Source organism: Pedobacter kyungheensis (genome assembly GCF_000812965.1).
Lineage (GTDB): Bacteria > Bacteroidota > Bacteroidia > Sphingobacteriales > Sphingobacteriaceae > Pedobacter > Pedobacter kyungheensis.
Window position 1 is genome coordinate 97,248 of the sequence record NZ_JSYN01000019.1, and the last position, 16,952, is coordinate 114,199.

Below are 16,952 nucleotides of genomic sequence, written 5' to 3' on the forward strand. Positions count from 1 at the left end.
TTTAATCGCATATGAAATTTTTATCTTTAACCGTTGCTTTCTTACTTGTTGGCCTGTTCGCCAGTGCACAAGTATTACCTTCATTCCAGCTGGGCATTAAAGCTGGTGCAAATTTTTCGAAATTTGATAGTGAAAACACTTTTAACAGTGAAAACCGCGCAGGTTTTTACGGCGGGCTATGGGCCAGGCTAGGGGCTGCAGGCATTTACTTTCAACCGGAGCTGTATGTTTCTGGTAAGAAAACAAGTTTGGTGAGCAATACGGGAGAGGTAAATAAAGTAACCTTTACCAGTTTAGATGTGCCTTTACTGGTAGGTACCAAGTTTGGTGCTGCAGGTGTTGGTTTACGTTTAAACACCGGACCTATGTTTTCGTTAATTTTAGATGAAAACCAAAGCTTTAGTCAGGCCGCAGGAAGCGTTTTCAGGGCCGATTTTAAAAATCAGGCAGTTGCCTGGCAATTTGGTGCAGGTTTAGACCTTAAAAAGTTAAGCTTCGATGCACGTTACGAACTTGGTTTATCTAAAATCAACAAAGCAGGTTATCCGGGCACTAAGTTAAACTTATTTACAGTTGGCTTAGGGTATAGGATTTTGTAATAAAAATTATCTAGATTTAAAGAGGTGTTTATTGTTAAAATGGACACCTCTTTTTGTATATGCCTAAATCTATGTTAAATGTGAAAGCTAATTTCTTTTTGTTAATGGCTATTTGTGTGATGATTGCGTGCAATGCTCAACAAGAGCATGCCCGACCCAAAAATTTGAATGAAGCCATATCATATTTAAAGGTAAACAATTCGAAGGCTGAATTGGATGATTTTAAAAAGACTGATGAGACGGAAGCTGTGTTAAGATTGCACTTTACCAAAGGGATGTGGATAAGAAATAAATGGCTTTGGGGAAATAGAAATCCTCCTTTGATTCTTTATTTTAAATCTATTGGGATCAGCCGTCCAGATGATATTTCGTCAATAATCTTAACATCATTGCACCGGGATTTAAATGGGAAAAAAATTGATCTCGAAAGTCAGGTAAAGGAATATTTGGATTATACTAAAACCATATCCGATTGCGAGACCAGGCTTAGTAACAGGGCGCTTTCTGCCTTTGAAAAGTTTAAAGTTGGGGATATAATTTCTGTTTACATGCCTGTTCCGGATTATATTGAAGGCCGCAATGCAGTGTATTACATGTGCCCTAAGGAAGATTGGGATTTTAATCCAAAACAAGACTTGAAAATTAAAGGCATACTCGTAAAAAAGTATAATATCAATTCAGTAAAAAATGTATTTTTCAAAATAAAAATAACATCACTCAACCGGACTGACACGCCAATTCTGATGGAAAAAGTTAATGTTGGAGATAAACATGATTTTTCACTACAAGGACTTAGAGTAGAAGCGCATTGATGCTGCGAGCTGATAATAATTTATAAATCCCTTGCCACTTTCTATTCCCCTTTTTCCAGCTCCACCTCGGTAAGTTCGTAAGCAAACGATCCTTTTTTAGGTACAATAGGTGTTGCCCTGCCAATGCTGAGTGCTTTAATAAACGAAGCACCAAAATAAAAAATCAGCGAAGAATAAAACACAAAAAGCATAATTACGATAATGGAACCAGCCGAGCCGTAAATATTGCTGATATTACTCAGTGGTAATAAAATTCTTAAAATATATTTACCAGCAGTAAATAAACAACCGGTTAACAAACCACCCGAAATGGCTGCGCGCCAGGTCGGCCTTCCATTTGTTAAAAACCTGAACAGCATGGTAAACCAGGTGGTTACAATAATTACAAAAACCAACTGGTTGATAATGGAAGTTAAAACCAGTCCGAAAGAAGGTGAATTTGTTTTTAAATATGCGCCAATAAGCGCCTGTACACTATCGGCCAGTAAGCCAATAAAAAACAAGATGCCCGCCAGCAGGATAATGATAACCGATATGGCCCGTGACTTAAGGGTATAAATAAGACCCTTTTTATCTTTCTTGCCAATGTTCCAGATTTGCTCTAAGGAGTTTTTAATTACGTTGAACAGGGTAGTGGCTACGAAAAGAAAAAATATAAAGCTGAACAGCGTAACATACCAGGCCTGATCAATCCCTCTGATGTTCCTTAAAGTAGTTCTGATTTGCGTAATGCTGTCGTTATCCAAAATGTTGGCCAACCGTTCAAACAAATGGGTTACAAACAGCCTTCTATCCGTAAACATGCCAAATAACCTGATCAGGATAATGAGGATAGGGGGCAAAGCAAAATTGGTGAAAAAAGCAGTAGCGCCGGCTAAGCGTAGCGGATCATTTTGCTGAAATAAATTAAATGCTTTTCTTATGGTAGAGAAAAAAAACTTCAGGTCTTCTATTGTCGATGGCATCGCTACTGCGTTAAACTAAAAGGCGCGAAATTAGCAAAAATACTTTGTTGGCGCCTTTTGTATCGTTAAAGTTTCTAATTTGTTTTGGTAAAAACAAGTAGTGTTTTTTCGCCATTTAACAGATAAAGCTTGTTATCAGTTACTTTTGCACTGTTTACCTGGTTTAATGCATGCAAATAAGCCCGTTCTGCCGCATCAGTTTCCTGACAAAACATTTTGGTGCTGAAAACATTTTTTACCGAGATTTTATTGTCGGCAACTTCAGCCTGCCCGCCATAACTATTGCAAAACGATTTTCCGCTAAGTTTTAAGCTATCAGCAAAATTTAGGGTTGCCTTTGCAGCTGCCGGAAGCGTTAATCCAGGTAATTCAGTTAATTCCCATTGGGTATTTGTAAATTTTGCGGGATCTATTTTTTCGTTGCAGGCACTAAATAGCAAAAGGAACAGGCCAATAAAGATCAGATTTTTCATGTTTTCTAGTTTTTAATGATTTGCTTTTTAACATCAAAAACTAAACCAATTGTATTTAAAAAGGATTTTTCATTTCCATCCAGTGGTGTTTTATCCCCTGATAATCGAAAAGCGAAATGCGTTTTAGTCCTGTTTTTTCTAAAACATGGATGGAACCGAGGTTATTCACATCCGCTATGCCGATAATTTCTGATAGTTTTAAGACATTGAAAGCGTAATCTCTCGCTGCCATAGCCGATTCGGTAGCATAGCCCTTTCCCCAGTATTTTTTGCTAAACCTGTAGCCCAAATCGTGATAATTAACACGGTTATTGATGGGCTCAGTAATCAGTTTCAAACCTGCCCAGCCTACAAAGTTTTGGCTTGCCTTTTCAATCACTGCCCAGCGGCCAATACCATTTGTTACATATTGCCGGCGGATAAATTCGATATTGGCCTCGCTCTCTTCAATGGTATTGAAAGGTTTATTTCCCAGATAAAGGTGTACTTCCGGGTCGCTGTCCATTTCGAACATGCCAGCAGCATCGGTAGGTAATAACTCTCTTAATATCAATCGTTCTGTTTCGGCAAAAATCTTCATTGTCAGTTTAAAATTGTGGAGTTAATCTACATATTTTCGATTAAAGTTGCCACAGATCTCCTAAATCTGTTAATCTGTGGCTTAATGAGTTTAATAATCGTTACTAAATTGCCTGTGCAGTGAATGTTTGCTGCGGCTTCCTTTTTAGAATTAACGCCGCGATTAACGACACCAGAATGCCTACAGGTAAAATTTCCATGTAGGTAAACAAAATCACCATTATCGGGTTTTTGTACAGTTTCTGGTTGTAAGCCAGCTCTTTGGCTTGTTTGGCCAGCTCTGCAGCCGATGCACCACTATCTTTCGCTTCTTTTAGCATGTGGGCCACATACTTATCCATAAAATCGGGGATAAATACATAATAATCAACCAGCCAGGTTAAAACGTACATGGTCGAAGCAATTAAGCTAATGTAAAGTCCGGTTTTAAAGGCTTTACCAAAGGTAATTGAACCATTGTTATACTTATCGCGGTAGTTCTTTATGCCTACAAAAATAAAGGAGAAGGCCAGCACCATTGAAGCATAGCCAATGAGCATGCTGTGCTCAAAATTGGCATCGCTGTTACATCTGGCCATCGAAATTACCATTAATACGGATGCTATTACGCCGGCAATTAATCCGAATACAATTACATTCTTTTTCATCTTTTTAAGTTTAAGGGTTTATGCCTCAAAGTTGGTTTGATTATTTGTTTTCCTCCTCATACTTTAGGGTGATTTTGAAATCAGGCCGTTTTTTAATACTAAAGTTGTATGCAATTAGGGGATGAGGCTCAATCTCTTTGCGGTTTCTATAGCCTGTGTCCGGCGCTTTACTTCCAGTTTTTCGAAAAGCCTGGCATTGTGTGTTTTTATGGTGTTTAGCGAAACAAATAATTTTGTTGCAATTTCCTGATTGCTCAACCCTTCCGACATAAGCTGCAAAACTTCCAGTTCCCTTTTGCTGATGTTTAAATTGTTTAGTTCTTTTTCGTTTAATACAAAAGTTGACGGCTTTTCGGTAAAAATCTCTTTTTCGATCAGGATGGTTTTGGGTTTGCTTAATTTTAGTGCCAGCCAGATGCCCAGGGCTGTAAAAAGTACCGCTATTGCCCCTACATAAATTTCGAAAGCGTGGTTAATGATGATGAAACGCAGTTCGAGCCATTTGAGTAAAAAAAGTAATGCCGCCAGGAAAACGCCATAAAGAATGGTGCTTTTATTCTTCACTAAAAAATTAACTGCGTTTGGCATGGAAATGATTCTTCAGATCAAAAATAAGGAATTAAGCCGTAAGTGCGGAAGTTCAGGCGAAACGTATTGGAAGCCATGCGATTAATAGTTAATTTTTAGTTAAAGTGGTAATTTTCTGGTGACTTTGATAAATTAAACGCCCGAAAGATTTTAAATTCGCAAAAAATAAATTGCTATATCTATGAAAATTACGCTTTATGCACTCTTTCTTACTGTTGTACTGTTTGGCTGTAAGACCGAAAATCCTGAAAAAACTTACAAAGCCAGATCAATTACTGCCAACGATGATTTTAATGTTTTTCCTGAATCGAAGAAAAATATTCTCAACATTGTAAAAACCGATTCGGGCGCCTTGGCCTACGCCGATCGTTTTGCCATTCGGTATAAAGATACTACCATTAACATTGATGATGCACCAAACCCTGCCACCAAGAAATTTTTGGATGCCATCTACATCAATACGCAGAAAACTGCTGTTTTGGTGCAGGTAGCTAACGAAAAGGGAAGAAAAGCTCCTTTTTATATTATTGCGGTAAATAATGGTATAACTGAAGTGGTAAGCTTAAATAAACCTTCAAATGGAGCCAATGATAAAAAAAATACCGTTGGTGCTGAGGCGATTAAACTGACCAGTTTGCTAATCAATAACGATTATTTTATCAATACAGTTAACTCGAAGGTTTACGAGGTTAAGCGCCAAAACGAAGCAGAACGCATTCAGGGTAGGTTTTTTATGTACTCAAGAGATAAAAGAACACTTGTTTTTTTAGTTAAAAGTACTTTGTATCAGGTTAATGTGGCCACAGGCGAAACTTTTATACAACCACTACCAGAAGGGCTTATCAACGAACCGGATACCTTAATTCGTACTGTACAAAGTGATTATAGCTGGGTGCCGAGCGCTAAAGGAACACTGTTTTTAAAGAAAAATGCCGATGATAACCGCATTGTAGATATTAAAGAATTTAAGCATTAAATTTTACTGCATTATCTTCAATTTAGGTATTAATGACCTTTTACGATAGGTATATAAGTGGCGAAACAGAAGGTGTTTACGCCGATATCGAAAAATTAGGAGAGGAAGCATTCTCTCCTGATTATTATGCTGATATTGAAAAGGTACTGACTGAGACATTTCATCGGGTAAAGTTTAATCTTGATATCATATACAAAGCACTGCTAGATATTGATTACGTTTTTTGGAAGGATGAGTTTGGAAATGATGAAGCATATCAGCATCCGGTTTTGGATACTAAGGAATTATTAGGCATACTGGAACAGCAAATTAATCCAATAGGAAAATTACCTATGTCAATCAGAATGTTTTATGAGATTGTAGGCTCTTGTAATTTGGCATGGAATTACAATGAGGATGCGAACATTCTATGGGAGATGGCTGATCCACTTCAAATTGCTCCTTTAACTGATTGTATTGCTCAGGTAACTGATGAATATTGGCCTGAAGAAATGGAAGATTATATCCAGGATCAGGATTTTGGATACGCTTTTCTGGAACTTTCGGCTGATAATCTTCATAAAGATAATATTAGTGGAGGCGCCCCCTATGCTTTACAATTAAAAAAAGAAAAAAGTATAGATAGTAATTTCTTAAATGAGCCAAATAATACCACATTTATTAATTATCTGAGAATATGCTTTGAACATTGCGGATTCCCAGGTATGTCTGAAAATGACAACCCACGGTTTAAACAATTTTTTGATCGTGTAAAGCCCCAGTTGCAAAAGATCTAAGGTTAATTAACTTTAGATCTTTAGTAATATCTGAAGGACATTTTATCCGCTTTTTTCTTCTAAACATCCATTGTCCTAAAAGTTAGGTTTACCCTTGGCCGCGTTATCTTTTTGGTTGGTGGTAGCCGGTGTAGCCAGTTTGTTTGGGTCTCATCCTTCATTACCAGTAAGCTGCCATGTTCTAAAAACAGGGTAACGGTTTCTTTGCTTTGTTTGTGTTTAAAAAGAAAGCGCCTTTCTGCTCCAAAACTTAACGAGGCTATGGCCGAATCTTTAGCTAAAGCTTTTTCATCATCACTGTGGTAAGCCATACCTTCGTCGCCATTGTGGTAAAGGTTAAGCAGGCACGAATTATAGCTGTGGCCCGTTTGCTTTTCGGCTATTGTTTTTAACTGCAGTAATTCCGGTGTCCAGGGTAAGGCCAGTTTAGAGCGGTTAGAATAGGTGTAAGAATAAGCTTCGTTACCATACCAGGCTACTTTTCTCTTGGTTATAATGTGTTTGCCCATAATAAAGGCCTCATCGTTTTTCCATTCAATGGTATTCATTAATACCTCGAAGTAATTATCGGCTTCCTGCCTGCTAAATAATTTCCCATAATAATTTACAGTTCCGCCATAAGGAAGCAGGTTTTGGTCAATGTTAAGTTCTGTGCTGAATAAATCCATGGTTACTTATTTAAACTCTATATCCATTTTTGCTGCTTCCCAACCAATCATCGCCGTTTTTCTGTCAAGCCCCCAATGGTAACCGCCTAAAGCGCCGCTCGATTGGATTACGCGGTGACAAGGAATCAGGAAAGCCACGGGATTATCGCCAATAGCGGTGCCAACAGCCCTTGATGCATTAGGGTTTTGCATTTGTTTGGCCAGGTTGCCATAAGTAACCAGCTTTCCCATCGGGATTTTTAACAAGGCTTCCCAAACCTTTAGCTGAAATTCGGTTCCCTTTAAATGCAGTTTAACCTGGCTGAGCTTGCTCCAGTCGTGGCTGAAAATGTATAAAGCATTCTGCTGCTGCATATCGAACATCTGCTGATATCTCGCTGCCGGGAATTTGGCTTGCAAATTAGCCAGTGCAGCCGGTTGATCGTCGTAAAAAGCCATGTGGCAGATTCCTTTTGGTGTTGCTGCTACAATAATATTCCCAAAAGGACTCTCTGCAAAGCTGTAATTGATCTGCAGGTGCTCGCCTCCGTTTTTATATTCGCCGGGAGTCATCCCTTCAATGTTTATAAATAAATCGTGTAAACGACTGGTTCCCGATAAACCGGTTTCTAAAGCGGTGTTAAATAAACTCTGGTTATCTTTAAGCATTTCTTTGGCATGGCCAATGCTAATGTATTGCAAAAAACGTTTTGGAGTAGTTCCTGCCCAATCGCTAAATAAACGCTGAAAATGGAAAGGACTTAAATTTACCGTTTCGGCAATTTCTTCTAAACCAGGCTGTTTTTTATAATTGGCCCTGATATAGCTTATCGCATCTGCTATGCGGTTGTAATTAATTTCTTCTTGTGCTTTCATGGTTTTGAATAATTATATCCAAAAGTACCTGGTAAAGAAAGGGCAAACTACCCGAAACTTGCTGAGTTTAATTTATTGATCACGACAAAGATGGAGCTTTGCTGTAATTGTTAGTAGTTATAAGAGCAAAACTTATGGAATTAAAAGTTTTTTCGCCGATGAAATAGCCAGAGGATGCTGATTTGAAACGAACAAAAAATAGGATGTTTGCCATTGCTGCGATTTCAGCGCCTGTTTGCTGGATACCATATCCCAGGGCGGATAAACCCTGATTCCTCTTTTTCCTGTATTTTTATCTTGGGTTACAATTTTTTGCGCAATCAAAACCTTTTTCGGGAAAATAAATTGGCCCTGTAGCTCTCCGTTACAGACAGAAATAATCAACAGATCGAAATCGTCTGAAGCATCGAAAGGTTCGGTAATTCCTTTTTCACTGCGTTTCCAGATGGTTACAAACTGCCCCGTTTTGGCTGGGGTAATTTTAGCCTGCCGGTGTTTAATCTTTAACTCGTTCAGCTCAAAAGTTGCGGCATAATATTCCTGACTTTCCGGTTCCTTCTGGTAGTTTTTAATCTGGTAGCCTGAAGGATGGTAGCAATTTTTTATTGCAGCCAGTAATACGGGTGGTATATCTGCTAAATTTTGAGGTAAAACTGTGGTTGATTCAGACATCCCTGATTTTTTACTGCTCTTCAATAACAGATTCGCCTCTGGATTGGTCGCCGGAAGTCCATTGCCAGGTTTCATGCAGCCTGATTTTACCATTTGGTAATTGCTCGGGTTTCGAATTGCAAATACCTGTCATTAATATACCCGCATCATTTATTTGATGATAACGCATATCAATATTCCCATGGTCATCAACCAAACCGATTAAATGGCCATAGTTAATCTTTCCTCCGCTATATTCGGCAGTTAACAGATTACCCTCTTGTTTGTATCTAAAGATAGTTTCATCCGATGTTTCGCCGTTTTCCGTATTGCTAACTGGTTTAAAAGTTTTATCGTTGTAGTTTATCATAAGTTATAAAACTAGCAATCTCTTTCACAATAACGAAATTCAGTACATCAGGACAGCCAAAGTTTCTCCTCCCGTTTTACGAGCAGGTAACTATTTTCATTTAGCACCAGATAACCATATTCATAACAGAATACATACACATTCCCGTTCTGGGTAACGTAGCTAAAGGTATGGTAATCGAAATTAAAACCAGCATTAATTAGCTTCTTCCTGCTAACTTTTGTTTTTCCTTTAGGGGTTAACTTTGCTAAAATTGACCTGTTTTTTCTTAAAATGCTGTTTATACGCCGAAGAACAAAGTTTTCTTCAACTTTTAAACGGTTGTTGTGGTTGTTGCGACAAGAATCGTCGCAAAATTTTTTATCGGCTCTTCCCTTTATAGAATTGCCGCAATCCAGGCATAAACGTTCCATAATAATTTTCTTCTTTTTATTATGGGATGATTGATCCTAATTTATAAAATAAATCGTGGGAACAAAAAAAATAAAAAATGCTGTTTGGAGGCGTTGAGCGCATATTATCCGTGTATAAACGTTTATAATCGACTATAAATATTTAGATTCCGACTAATTTTCCATTTCGACTGCAATTTTGTGTTGTCGGTTGCCGCGGTGGCAGCTGTTCGTTAAAAGATTAGAAACTTAAATTTTAAAGATCATGGAAAATGTAATTAACAAAGTTGTATTGAGTGGCTATGCTGGTGCTGATGCCGAGGTGAAAACATTTGGTAGCCAAAAATTAGCGAGAGTTAGTTTGGCTGTACACGATGCATATAAAAATGCAGCAGGAGAAGAGGTTAAAAATACCAACTGGTTTACTTTAACTTTTTGGAATGCGAATGCTGATCTTGCAGAAGAGCAGATTAAAAAGGGTACAGGCTTATCAATTGGAGGCCGGTTGCGTCAAAGCAGTTACGATGCTAAAGATGGTTCGAAACGTTATAGTACCGACATCATTGTAACAGAGCTGGCTATTAAAGACACAGGTGCAAAAACTGCATTTTAATCATGGATTTCCAATTAGCATCATGTAGTGATACATGATGCTAATTTATTGCAATTTTAAGGATAAACCCGTATAGAAGTTAATGCCAGCCGCTGGATTGAAATATCTTCCATTAGCGGCATTTAAGTCATTACCCAGGCTGTACTTTACATTTAGCAGGTTATTTACTCCGCCAAATACTTCAAAACGGGTTTTGCCTATCTTTAAATTTCTGATGCCTGCTTTTGTTTCAAGCAGGTGATACCTTTTTGCAAATACTGTATTGGCATCGTTTAAAGGAATAGCGGAAGTATAGTTGTGTTGCACAAAAAGATAAAATACTTTCGGAAAGTTAAGCTCCAGGCTGTTTATCAGGACATGCTCAGGTACACCTGTGAGTTTATTGTTGCTGTAATCTGATGTACCACTGATAAAATTTTCGAACCGGAAATGACTGAATGTATAATTGCTTCTGAGTTGTAAACCGCTTAAAAATGAAGTTTGGTTTTTGATTATCCAGATTGCTGTTTCCAATTCAATTCCCTGTTGTTTTGTACCACCGGCATTAATAAAGTATTCTGCATCGTTCTGGTTCAGCCTGCGCACAATTGCATCCTGTAATCGATAGCTGAAGATATTACCATTGGCATAAAAGCGGTTGTTTTTGGTTTGATAACGGAGGCCAAGCTCATAGTTCCAGCCACGTTCGGCCTGTAAGTCATTATTGATGTTATTGTCTGATGAGCGCACTTCTGCAATTGTGGGTGGCGAATAGCCCTTGCTAACCGAAGCCCGTGCAGAGAGGTTTTCGCTGATTAAGTAGGATAAAGCCAACTTAGGCATAAACTGCGGATCAAATTTCCGGCTTTTAGCTGCAATTGCTACAGGAAAATAACTTTCGTAATTGTAATTGAAGAAATTTAAACTCGAAGCAAGCTCAAGCAATAATTTATTGTTGAGGTCGAAATTTAAGCGGAGGTAAGCAAAATCCTGATTTGCTTTTAACCGGTCGGAAGCTTGCATGGCAGCGGGTTCTCCGGCATTATTATTGAAATTTTTGATCTGGCTCTTTGTACCCGAACTTTCTAGTCCGATTTGCGCCCCGAATTTGAAATCTTGTTTTACCTTATCGTAAGCTAAAAAGGTTCTTAGCCCCAGGGTGCTTTCGTAACGTTGTTCGTAATTGGTAATAAACGGATTCTTAAAGTCGGTATAGGTGGTGAACAATGCGATTACATGTTTTAGTGCGGGTGTAATCTGGTAGGTATTAGACAGGCCTCCAAAAACTGTTTTGTTATATATGGCGGCTTGCTGGGTAATGGCTCCAGGTAGGGTAGGCGTTGCCGGCCGGGCCAGTTGAGGATCTTGTTCCAGTTGCGCAGCTGTTAAACCTCCGGGCGTTTTGTAGCTCAGATCGCTGTAAAAAATAAAAGCTTTTAAACTGCCAAAAGCATTATAATTCCACTGTTGTTGTGTTTGGATATATTTCCGGTTTAAGGCACTATTCTGTCGGAAACCGTTACTTTTTTGGTATCCTTCGCTAATACTAAAACTGTAATTTTTAAAGCGGTGCTGAATGGCTGCTGTTTGATGGAAAAGACCGTATGAGCCTGCCTGCACAGTAGCATTAATTTCGTTGGTTTTAATATCCGGAGGTGTAATGAGTAATGCACCGCCTGTATTTGCGCCAAATATGCTGGCCTCAGGACCTTTATAGATCTCCATGTTGCCTACAGCAGCTACATCCAGCGCATTTAAATAGGTATTGCCTCCAGCATCGGTTAAGGGAAAATCATCGACATAAATTTTAATGTTGCGGATGCCGAATGGCGAACGGAGTAAACTACCGCGGAGTGATAAACGGTAGCTGCCGGGCGAGCGCTCTTCCATGCGTACACCTGTAACGGTATTTAAGGTGCTTACCAGCGAATTTGCTGATTGATTTTTAATCAGGTTGCTGTCAATCAGGCTCACTGCCGATACAGATCTCAATAAAGGTTGGTGGTTGTAATAACCTTTAACAGTTATTTCGTTAAGTTTTTGGCTTGTATCTGGTTTTAAGGTTTGTGCCAGGCTGGCAAAAGAAATTAAGCTTAGCAATAAGATAAGGTTCAGTTTCAATGGGATCGTTGCTTGAATGTTTAGCCACAGAAGGCAGATAAATTTACGGCATATTCTGCTAATCTGTGGCTATTTTATAAACTATTTTGCAGCAACTCTCCAGATAATTCCGCTTACATCATCAGCTACGAGTAAGGCGCCATCGGGTGTTAAGGTAACCCCAACCGGACGACCATAAACTTCAGCTTTATCGGAATCGGCTACAAAGCCAGTTAAAAAATCTTCTGGTTTTCCAGCCGGTTTTCCATCTTTAAAAGGTACAAATGCAACTTTATAACCCGAAATTACCGATCTGTTCCACGAACCATGCTGCCCGATAAACGCACCACCCTGATATTTTTGCGGGAACTTAGTGCCACTGTAAAAGGCCAATCCCAGCGAGGCGGTATGTGCTCCAACTGCTACATCCGGAGCAATTGTTTTTTTAACCATTTCAGGGTTTTTCCCTTTTAAACGGGGATCTTCATTCTGACCGAAGTATGAAAAAGGCCAGCCATAAAATGCGCCTTGTTTTACACTGGTAATGTAATCGGGCACTAAATCATCGCCCAAACCATCGCGTTCATTTACGGCCGTCCATAAAATGTTGGTAACGGGTTCCCAATCTACTCCTACGGGGTTACGCAAGCCACTGGCATAAATTTTTTCACCTGTTCCATCCAAATTAACTTCTAAAATATTTGCCCTGCGCACTTCATTTTCCAGTCCATTTTCGCCAACATTACTGCCAGAACCAACGGTAATGTAAATTTTGCTTTTATTGGTATTGGTTGTCAGGTTTCTCGTCCAGTGGTTATTATAGCCTCCAGCTGGCAAGCTTAATATTTTCTTTCCGGTTGCTGTAATTTTGGTATCGCCCGTGTGGTAAGGATATTGCCATAAACCATCGGTATTGGCCACATAAAACGATTGGCCAATAATGAGCATGCCATATGGTTGGTTAAGCCCGCTTAAAAAAGTGGTAACACTTTCAGGTTTGCCATCGTGGTTTGCATCACGGTACAATAAAATGGTATTGGCACTTTTACCGGGTACTTCTGATTTGGCTTTACCGGTAACAGCATTGGCAACAGCTTCTACACTGCTTCTTTCTGAGTTTGAAAGTGCTACCAGCACATCGCCATTAGGAGCAATATAGGTATTGCGTGGACTTTTAATATTTGCAGCAAACCTGGTAACTACAAATCCTGCAGGCGCCGTTGGGGTTTTACCTTCAGGCCAGTCTATTACCTTACTGAATTTAGTTTTAGAAGCTGTAGTATCTGGTGCAGGCAGTTCTACTGCACCATTTTGGGTTGTTACAGTACTGTCTGTACCTTGCGGTTGGTTTTTAGATGAATTAGACTGACAGCCTAAAAAAACGAAAGCAGCAAGTGTTGCGGTATAGAAAAATCTGTTTTTCATGTTAACTGGTTTTTGGTGTAGCAAATCCTTTCAGGAAAATATAACATCAAAAACAGACAGAAGTTTTCAATAACCCTGTAAACAAAAAAGGAAAGCATCGTGAGATACCTTCCTGTGAGCGCGTATTTATAGTATTTAGATATGGTTTGTACGAATAAACTAACTATTTACTGGTGTATTATAACTCAAAACGGCTGAATTGATTGACTGTTCAGGTGCGTAAACGATTAGTTAAACTAAATTATGGCTTATAAACCAAATATTTAGTTAACGAAATGTTAAAACTCCAATTTTAGTTTAAATACCAGAAACTTATGTTATTTCACCAGGTTTTCGAGCACTTTTTTTTCTATATCCTTATCGTTTAGTAAAAGTGCCGAAAACTGCGGATCGGATTTCACCAGCAGGAATTTTCCGGTAGGAAGGATAATGGCAGAGGTACCGCAGGTTGTTACCTCTTTAAAGAACATCTTTTTTAAAAAGCCTGAATCGGTTTCTATTTCGAGGCCTTTCGATTTTACCTGACTAAAGTTTTCGCCCACCTGGCGGTATTGGTATATGGCCACTTTAGGCCTGGCCTGTGCTTTTTCCTGGATGTTTTTTTGGAAAGTCCACCTTACATTGTTTAAAAACTCGGCATTTTGGTAACTCAAATCTCTCCAACAGGCATCATTATTAAAATCGTATTTAATAATGATGGTGTCTTTAAGGGCTACACGCTGGTTTTCTTTAAGGTAAAGGTGTAGTGAATCTACCTGAGCATCGGTTAATGATCCGGCTTCGTAACGTTTACTTTCATCTACATAGAGCTTGGGTGAACAGCTGTAGATAAACGTAAGCAGAGAAAAAAATACAAATATCGACGATTTTAAGGATTTCATTGATGTGGGTTTAAAGATTATGGAAATTATTTTATTGGTATTGCAGGCGATAAAATTTATGGCCATCGTCAATTAAAAGGGCATTACCACTAAACCATTTTAAAAAGTTGTTCCAGCTGGCAGTATTTGCAAGTTTCCATTTATTAAAAGCTATTTCATCTCCCTTCATTAAGATCCAGTAATTGTAAGGTTCCAAAAAGTCTAAACTGCTTAACTTCTGCTGGTAATCGAAAAGGATATTGGGATATTTTTTTTCATTCCCAGCTCCTAAAAAAGCCTGGAGGAACTTGGTTCGGATATCATTTACAGCACTCAGTGTTATTTCTTTTTGCCCTGCCGATGCTAATGTGAGATCCAATTCATAAACCATTGTAAAGGGCAGTTTAAAATTCTTTGGGTCTTTAATAGCATCTATAGAAAGATTATGGTTCTTTGCAAAAGAGAGCTTAACCGAATCTCCTTTGATCTGGATTCCGTTCTGATACGTGTCAAACAGAAGTTTGCTGATTTCGGCAGTGCGTTTGGAGTTTCTTTCCAGGTTCATGAAGATTTCACCATAGAGCATTCCCCATACTTTTTCTGAAGAGCCTAGATAGAGTTTAGCTGCGCGGTAATAATTTGAAGAAAAAGTTGGCTCTACTTCTATACCTTTTTCGTAGTATTTGATGGCATTGTCAAAGTCTTTTTTATTCAATTGCATATTTCCTAACTCCACATAGATTTTTCCTGAATTGGGGAATTTTTTTATCCCCTTTTCGTATGCTTCTATTGCTTTGTCGGGCTTGCCCATGTAATCGTAAGCATTGCCAAGTGCCTGAAAAACCAAATCATAAACAGCTTTGTGTTTTGTGAGTTTTTCTAAAATTTCAACTGCTTTACCATAATCTTTTTTGGCGGTGTAAGAGTAGGCAATTTCGTAAGTATAAGCGATGTTTTCAGGATCTAATTTTTGCGATTCTTCCAGTAATTTAATGGCTTCGTCGTATTTTCCTTCTTCATCTTCAAGTTTAAATGCTTCTTTTGCTTTAGTTTTTGCCAGCGCTTTATCTTCATTGCTTTGAGCAAAAGCAGTGTGGGTGAAGCAAAATAAGAGGATTACGAATAATTTAGAAATAGTTTTCATTTGATTAGCGTTTTTATGGTACTACCTCAAGATGCAGAACTAGAGCCGAATCCATAGATAATACCATAAAAATAGAACTAAAAACTTAAGCACTTGCTATTCCATGAAATTTTTACCTGAAATGTGTTTAGCTTTTTAAAATTTTGGCTTTTTCAGTATCAAACTCCTCCTGCGATAAAATCCCTGCATCAAGCAGATCTTTTAAATCCAGTAAGGCCTGTTTTTTCGTGGCGATATCATTTTGCGGAGCAGCAAGGGTTGCTGTTGGTGGGGTATTTGCCTGACTGCTTTGACTGGTTTGGTTTGAAGACCCAAATTTGAGCAAAAGCTCCGTAATTTCGTTATAACCTTTAATGTTGGAATAATCTATAGCTTTCTGCTCTTTCACATTCACAATGTTAGCATCGGCTGATTTTTCAAGCAGGAACTTTACCGCATCTTTTTTCCCATTCGCAGCAGCATAATGCAGGGCAGTATTACCACTTTCATCCTGAACATTCACGTTTGCGCCCTTTTCCAGCAGCATTTTCAGCATACTTAAATGCCCGCTTTTTGCAGCCACATGCAACATGCTTTCGCCGCCATAATTGTAACTGTTATCGAAAGAGAAACTGGCCGAAATGGAAATGTTATTGGCGGTTTCAACCCATTCCAGGTACGAATACATAGAATCGTCTTTACCTGAAAGCGGCTTGGCATAATTTACATCTACGCCGTTTGCTAAAAATAAATCAACAATTTCTTTCTGGTTATTGGCGCAGGCATACCATACCGGCGATAAACCATCTTTTGATGAAACTAACACATCGGCACCTTTTTCGACTAAAGTTTTGGTAAGCATGCGGTTGGCATCGTAGCAGGCAATGAGCAGTGCCGATTCTCCTGCATGGTTAATGTGGTTAATGTTGGCACCCTTATCCAAAATGAGCTCAACCATAGGGCTGTTTTTAGATTTAACAGCAAAAATCAACGGTGAATCGCCGTGTTTATTGGTGGTATTGACATTGGCCCCAAATTCGATTAATTTTTCTACCACTTCCTTGTTTCTCCAGCCGGCAGCAATTAATAAAGGGGTTTCGGCTTCGTTATTTTCGCCATCTACTTCCAATCCTTTCTCCAGCAATTTTTCAAGTACTTCAATTTGCCCGTTTTGCGCAGTTAAGTGTAGGAGGCTATTGCCCTTAAAATCTTTAATGTCGGTTCGGGCACCTTTATTTAACAGAAATAGCGCGGTTTGTTTTTGCTTTTGCAAACAGGCAAAATAAAACGGGGTTTCGCCGGCATGGTCTTCATAATCCAGATCGGCACCTTTATCAATTAATATTTCTACAAGATCCAAATAACCCCGGTGCGCAGCATAATGTAATGCAGTGCGTCCCTTTTCATCGGTATAACCTACTTCTACTTCCTGGTTGGCCAGCAACAGCTCGGCTATTTTCCGTTTGCCGCTTTCGCAGGCAATTATAAATGACATCGACAT

20 protein-coding genes are annotated in these 16,952 nt (G+C 38.8%); 5 read left to right on the plus strand and 15 right to left on the minus strand.

Annotated elements, in window-relative coordinates; translation table 11 throughout:
* Positions 1-11 precede the first annotated feature (11 nt).
* Positions 12-599 carry a porin family protein gene (locus OC25_RS16270; RefSeq protein ID WP_039478154.1) on the plus strand — a complete coding sequence of 196 codons (588 nt, stop codon included), beginning with the start codon at positions 12-14 and terminating at the stop codon, positions 597-599.
* Positions 600-670: 71 nt separating this feature from the next.
* Positions 671-1,411 carry a DUF6794 domain-containing protein gene (locus tag OC25_RS26985; protein WP_156131499.1) on the plus strand — a complete coding sequence of 247 codons (741 nt, stop codon included), beginning with the start codon at positions 671-673 and terminating at the stop codon, positions 1,409-1,411.
* A 41-nt stretch (positions 1,412-1,452) separates the two neighbouring features.
* Here the strand turns inward: OC25_RS26985 and OC25_RS16280 are convergent, their stop codons facing one another.
* The 5 genes from OC25_RS16280 to OC25_RS16300 form a co-directional block, all read right to left on the minus strand.
* Positions 1,453-2,376: a YihY/virulence factor BrkB family protein gene (locus tag OC25_RS16280; RefSeq protein WP_039478156.1), complete on the minus strand. Its 924-nt coding sequence runs from the start codon at positions 2,374-2,376 to the stop codon at positions 1,453-1,455.
* 74 nt (positions 2,377-2,450) lie between these two features.
* Positions 2,451-2,849 (minus strand): META domain-containing protein, encoded by a 399-nt coding sequence (locus OC25_RS16285; protein WP_039478162.1) that lies wholly within the window; start codon positions 2,847-2,849, stop codon positions 2,451-2,453.
* A gap of 55 nt (positions 2,850-2,904) precedes the next feature.
* Positions 2,905-3,429, minus strand: a complete 525-nt coding sequence (locus OC25_RS16290) for a GNAT family N-acetyltransferase (RefSeq protein WP_039478163.1) — start codon at positions 3,427-3,429, stop codon at positions 2,905-2,907.
* 103 nt (positions 3,430-3,532) lie between these two features.
* Positions 3,533-4,075 (minus strand): DUF4199 domain-containing protein, encoded by a 543-nt coding sequence (locus OC25_RS16295; RefSeq protein WP_039478165.1) that lies wholly within the window; start codon positions 4,073-4,075, stop codon positions 3,533-3,535.
* Positions 4,076-4,189: 114 nt separating this feature from the next.
* Entirely contained in the window at positions 4,190-4,663 is a 474-nt protein-coding gene (locus OC25_RS16300; RefSeq protein ID WP_039478166.1) for a LuxR C-terminal-related transcriptional regulator, read from the minus strand.
* Positions 4,664-4,844: 181 nt separating this feature from the next.
* Between OC25_RS16300 and OC25_RS16305 the strand changes: the two genes are divergently transcribed.
* Both OC25_RS16305 and OC25_RS16310 read left to right on the plus strand, forming a co-directional pair.
* The gene (locus OC25_RS16305; protein ID WP_039478168.1) at positions 4,845-5,639 is read left to right on the plus strand and encodes a hypothetical protein; all 795 of its coding nucleotides are present in this window, start codon (positions 4,845-4,847) and stop codon (positions 5,637-5,639) included.
* A gap of 32 nt (positions 5,640-5,671) precedes the next feature.
* Positions 5,672-6,415: a hypothetical protein gene (locus OC25_RS16310; RefSeq protein WP_039478170.1), complete on the plus strand. Its 744-nt coding sequence runs from the start codon at positions 5,672-5,674 to the stop codon at positions 6,413-6,415.
* A gap of 59 nt (positions 6,416-6,474) precedes the next feature.
* Here OC25_RS16310 and OC25_RS16315 read toward each other — a convergent pair whose 3' ends face one another.
* From OC25_RS16315 to OC25_RS16335, 5 genes are all read right to left on the minus strand, one after another.
* Positions 6,475-7,083 (minus strand): alpha-ketoglutarate-dependent dioxygenase AlkB family protein, encoded by a 609-nt coding sequence (locus OC25_RS16315; protein WP_039478171.1) that lies wholly within the window; start codon positions 7,081-7,083, stop codon positions 6,475-6,477.
* A gap of 6 nt (positions 7,084-7,089) precedes the next feature.
* Positions 7,090-7,938: a methylated-DNA--[protein]-cysteine S-methyltransferase gene (locus OC25_RS16320; protein ID WP_039478172.1), complete on the minus strand. Its 849-nt coding sequence runs from the start codon at positions 7,936-7,938 to the stop codon at positions 7,090-7,092.
* Positions 7,939-8,070: 132 nt separating this feature from the next.
* The gene (locus tag OC25_RS16325; RefSeq protein ID WP_039478174.1) at positions 8,071-8,610 is read right to left on the minus strand and encodes a MepB family protein; all 540 of its coding nucleotides are present in this window, start codon (positions 8,608-8,610) and stop codon (positions 8,071-8,073) included.
* A gap of 10 nt (positions 8,611-8,620) precedes the next feature.
* The gene (locus OC25_RS16330) at positions 8,621-8,959 is read right to left on the minus strand and encodes an avidin-fold protein (RefSeq protein WP_039478175.1); all 339 of its coding nucleotides are present in this window, start codon (positions 8,957-8,959) and stop codon (positions 8,621-8,623) included.
* A gap of 47 nt (positions 8,960-9,006) precedes the next feature.
* Positions 9,007-9,372, minus strand: a complete 366-nt coding sequence (locus tag OC25_RS16335) for a hypothetical protein (protein WP_039478177.1) — start codon at positions 9,370-9,372, stop codon at positions 9,007-9,009.
* Between the two features lie 244 nt (positions 9,373-9,616).
* Between OC25_RS16335 and OC25_RS16340 the strand changes: the two genes are divergently transcribed.
* Positions 9,617-9,964, plus strand: coding sequence for a single-stranded DNA-binding protein (locus tag OC25_RS16340; RefSeq protein ID WP_039478179.1), 348 nt, complete (start codon positions 9,617-9,619; stop codon positions 9,962-9,964).
* A 45-nt stretch (positions 9,965-10,009) separates the two neighbouring features.
* Here the strand turns inward: OC25_RS16340 and OC25_RS16345 are convergent, their stop codons facing one another.
* The 5 genes from OC25_RS16345 to OC25_RS16365 all read right to left on the minus strand — a co-directional run bounded on the left by OC25_RS16345 (position 10,010) and on the right by OC25_RS16365 (position 16,946).
* Positions 10,010-12,064: a TonB-dependent receptor gene (locus OC25_RS16345; RefSeq protein ID WP_052266254.1), complete on the minus strand. Its 2,055-nt coding sequence runs from the start codon at positions 12,062-12,064 to the stop codon at positions 10,010-10,012.
* Between the two features lie 81 nt (positions 12,065-12,145).
* Complete coding sequence (locus OC25_RS16350; RefSeq protein WP_039478182.1) at positions 12,146-13,468, minus strand: PQQ-dependent sugar dehydrogenase; 1,323 nt, start codon at positions 13,466-13,468, stop codon at positions 12,146-12,148.
* A 317-nt stretch (positions 13,469-13,785) separates the two neighbouring features.
* A complete protein-coding gene (locus OC25_RS16355; RefSeq protein ID WP_143009608.1) occupies positions 13,786-14,349 on the minus strand; it encodes a hypothetical protein in 564 nt (187 codons plus the stop codon).
* A 31-nt stretch (positions 14,350-14,380) separates the two neighbouring features.
* Positions 14,381-15,472 carry a tetratricopeptide repeat protein gene (locus tag OC25_RS16360; RefSeq protein WP_039478185.1) on the minus strand — a complete coding sequence of 364 codons (1,092 nt, stop codon included), beginning with the start codon at positions 15,470-15,472 and terminating at the stop codon, positions 14,381-14,383.
* A gap of 127 nt (positions 15,473-15,599) precedes the next feature.
* Entirely contained in the window at positions 15,600-16,946 is a 1,347-nt protein-coding gene (locus OC25_RS16365) for an ankyrin repeat domain-containing protein (protein ID WP_245222029.1), read from the minus strand.
* Between the last annotated feature and the right edge of the window lie 6 nt (positions 16,947-16,952).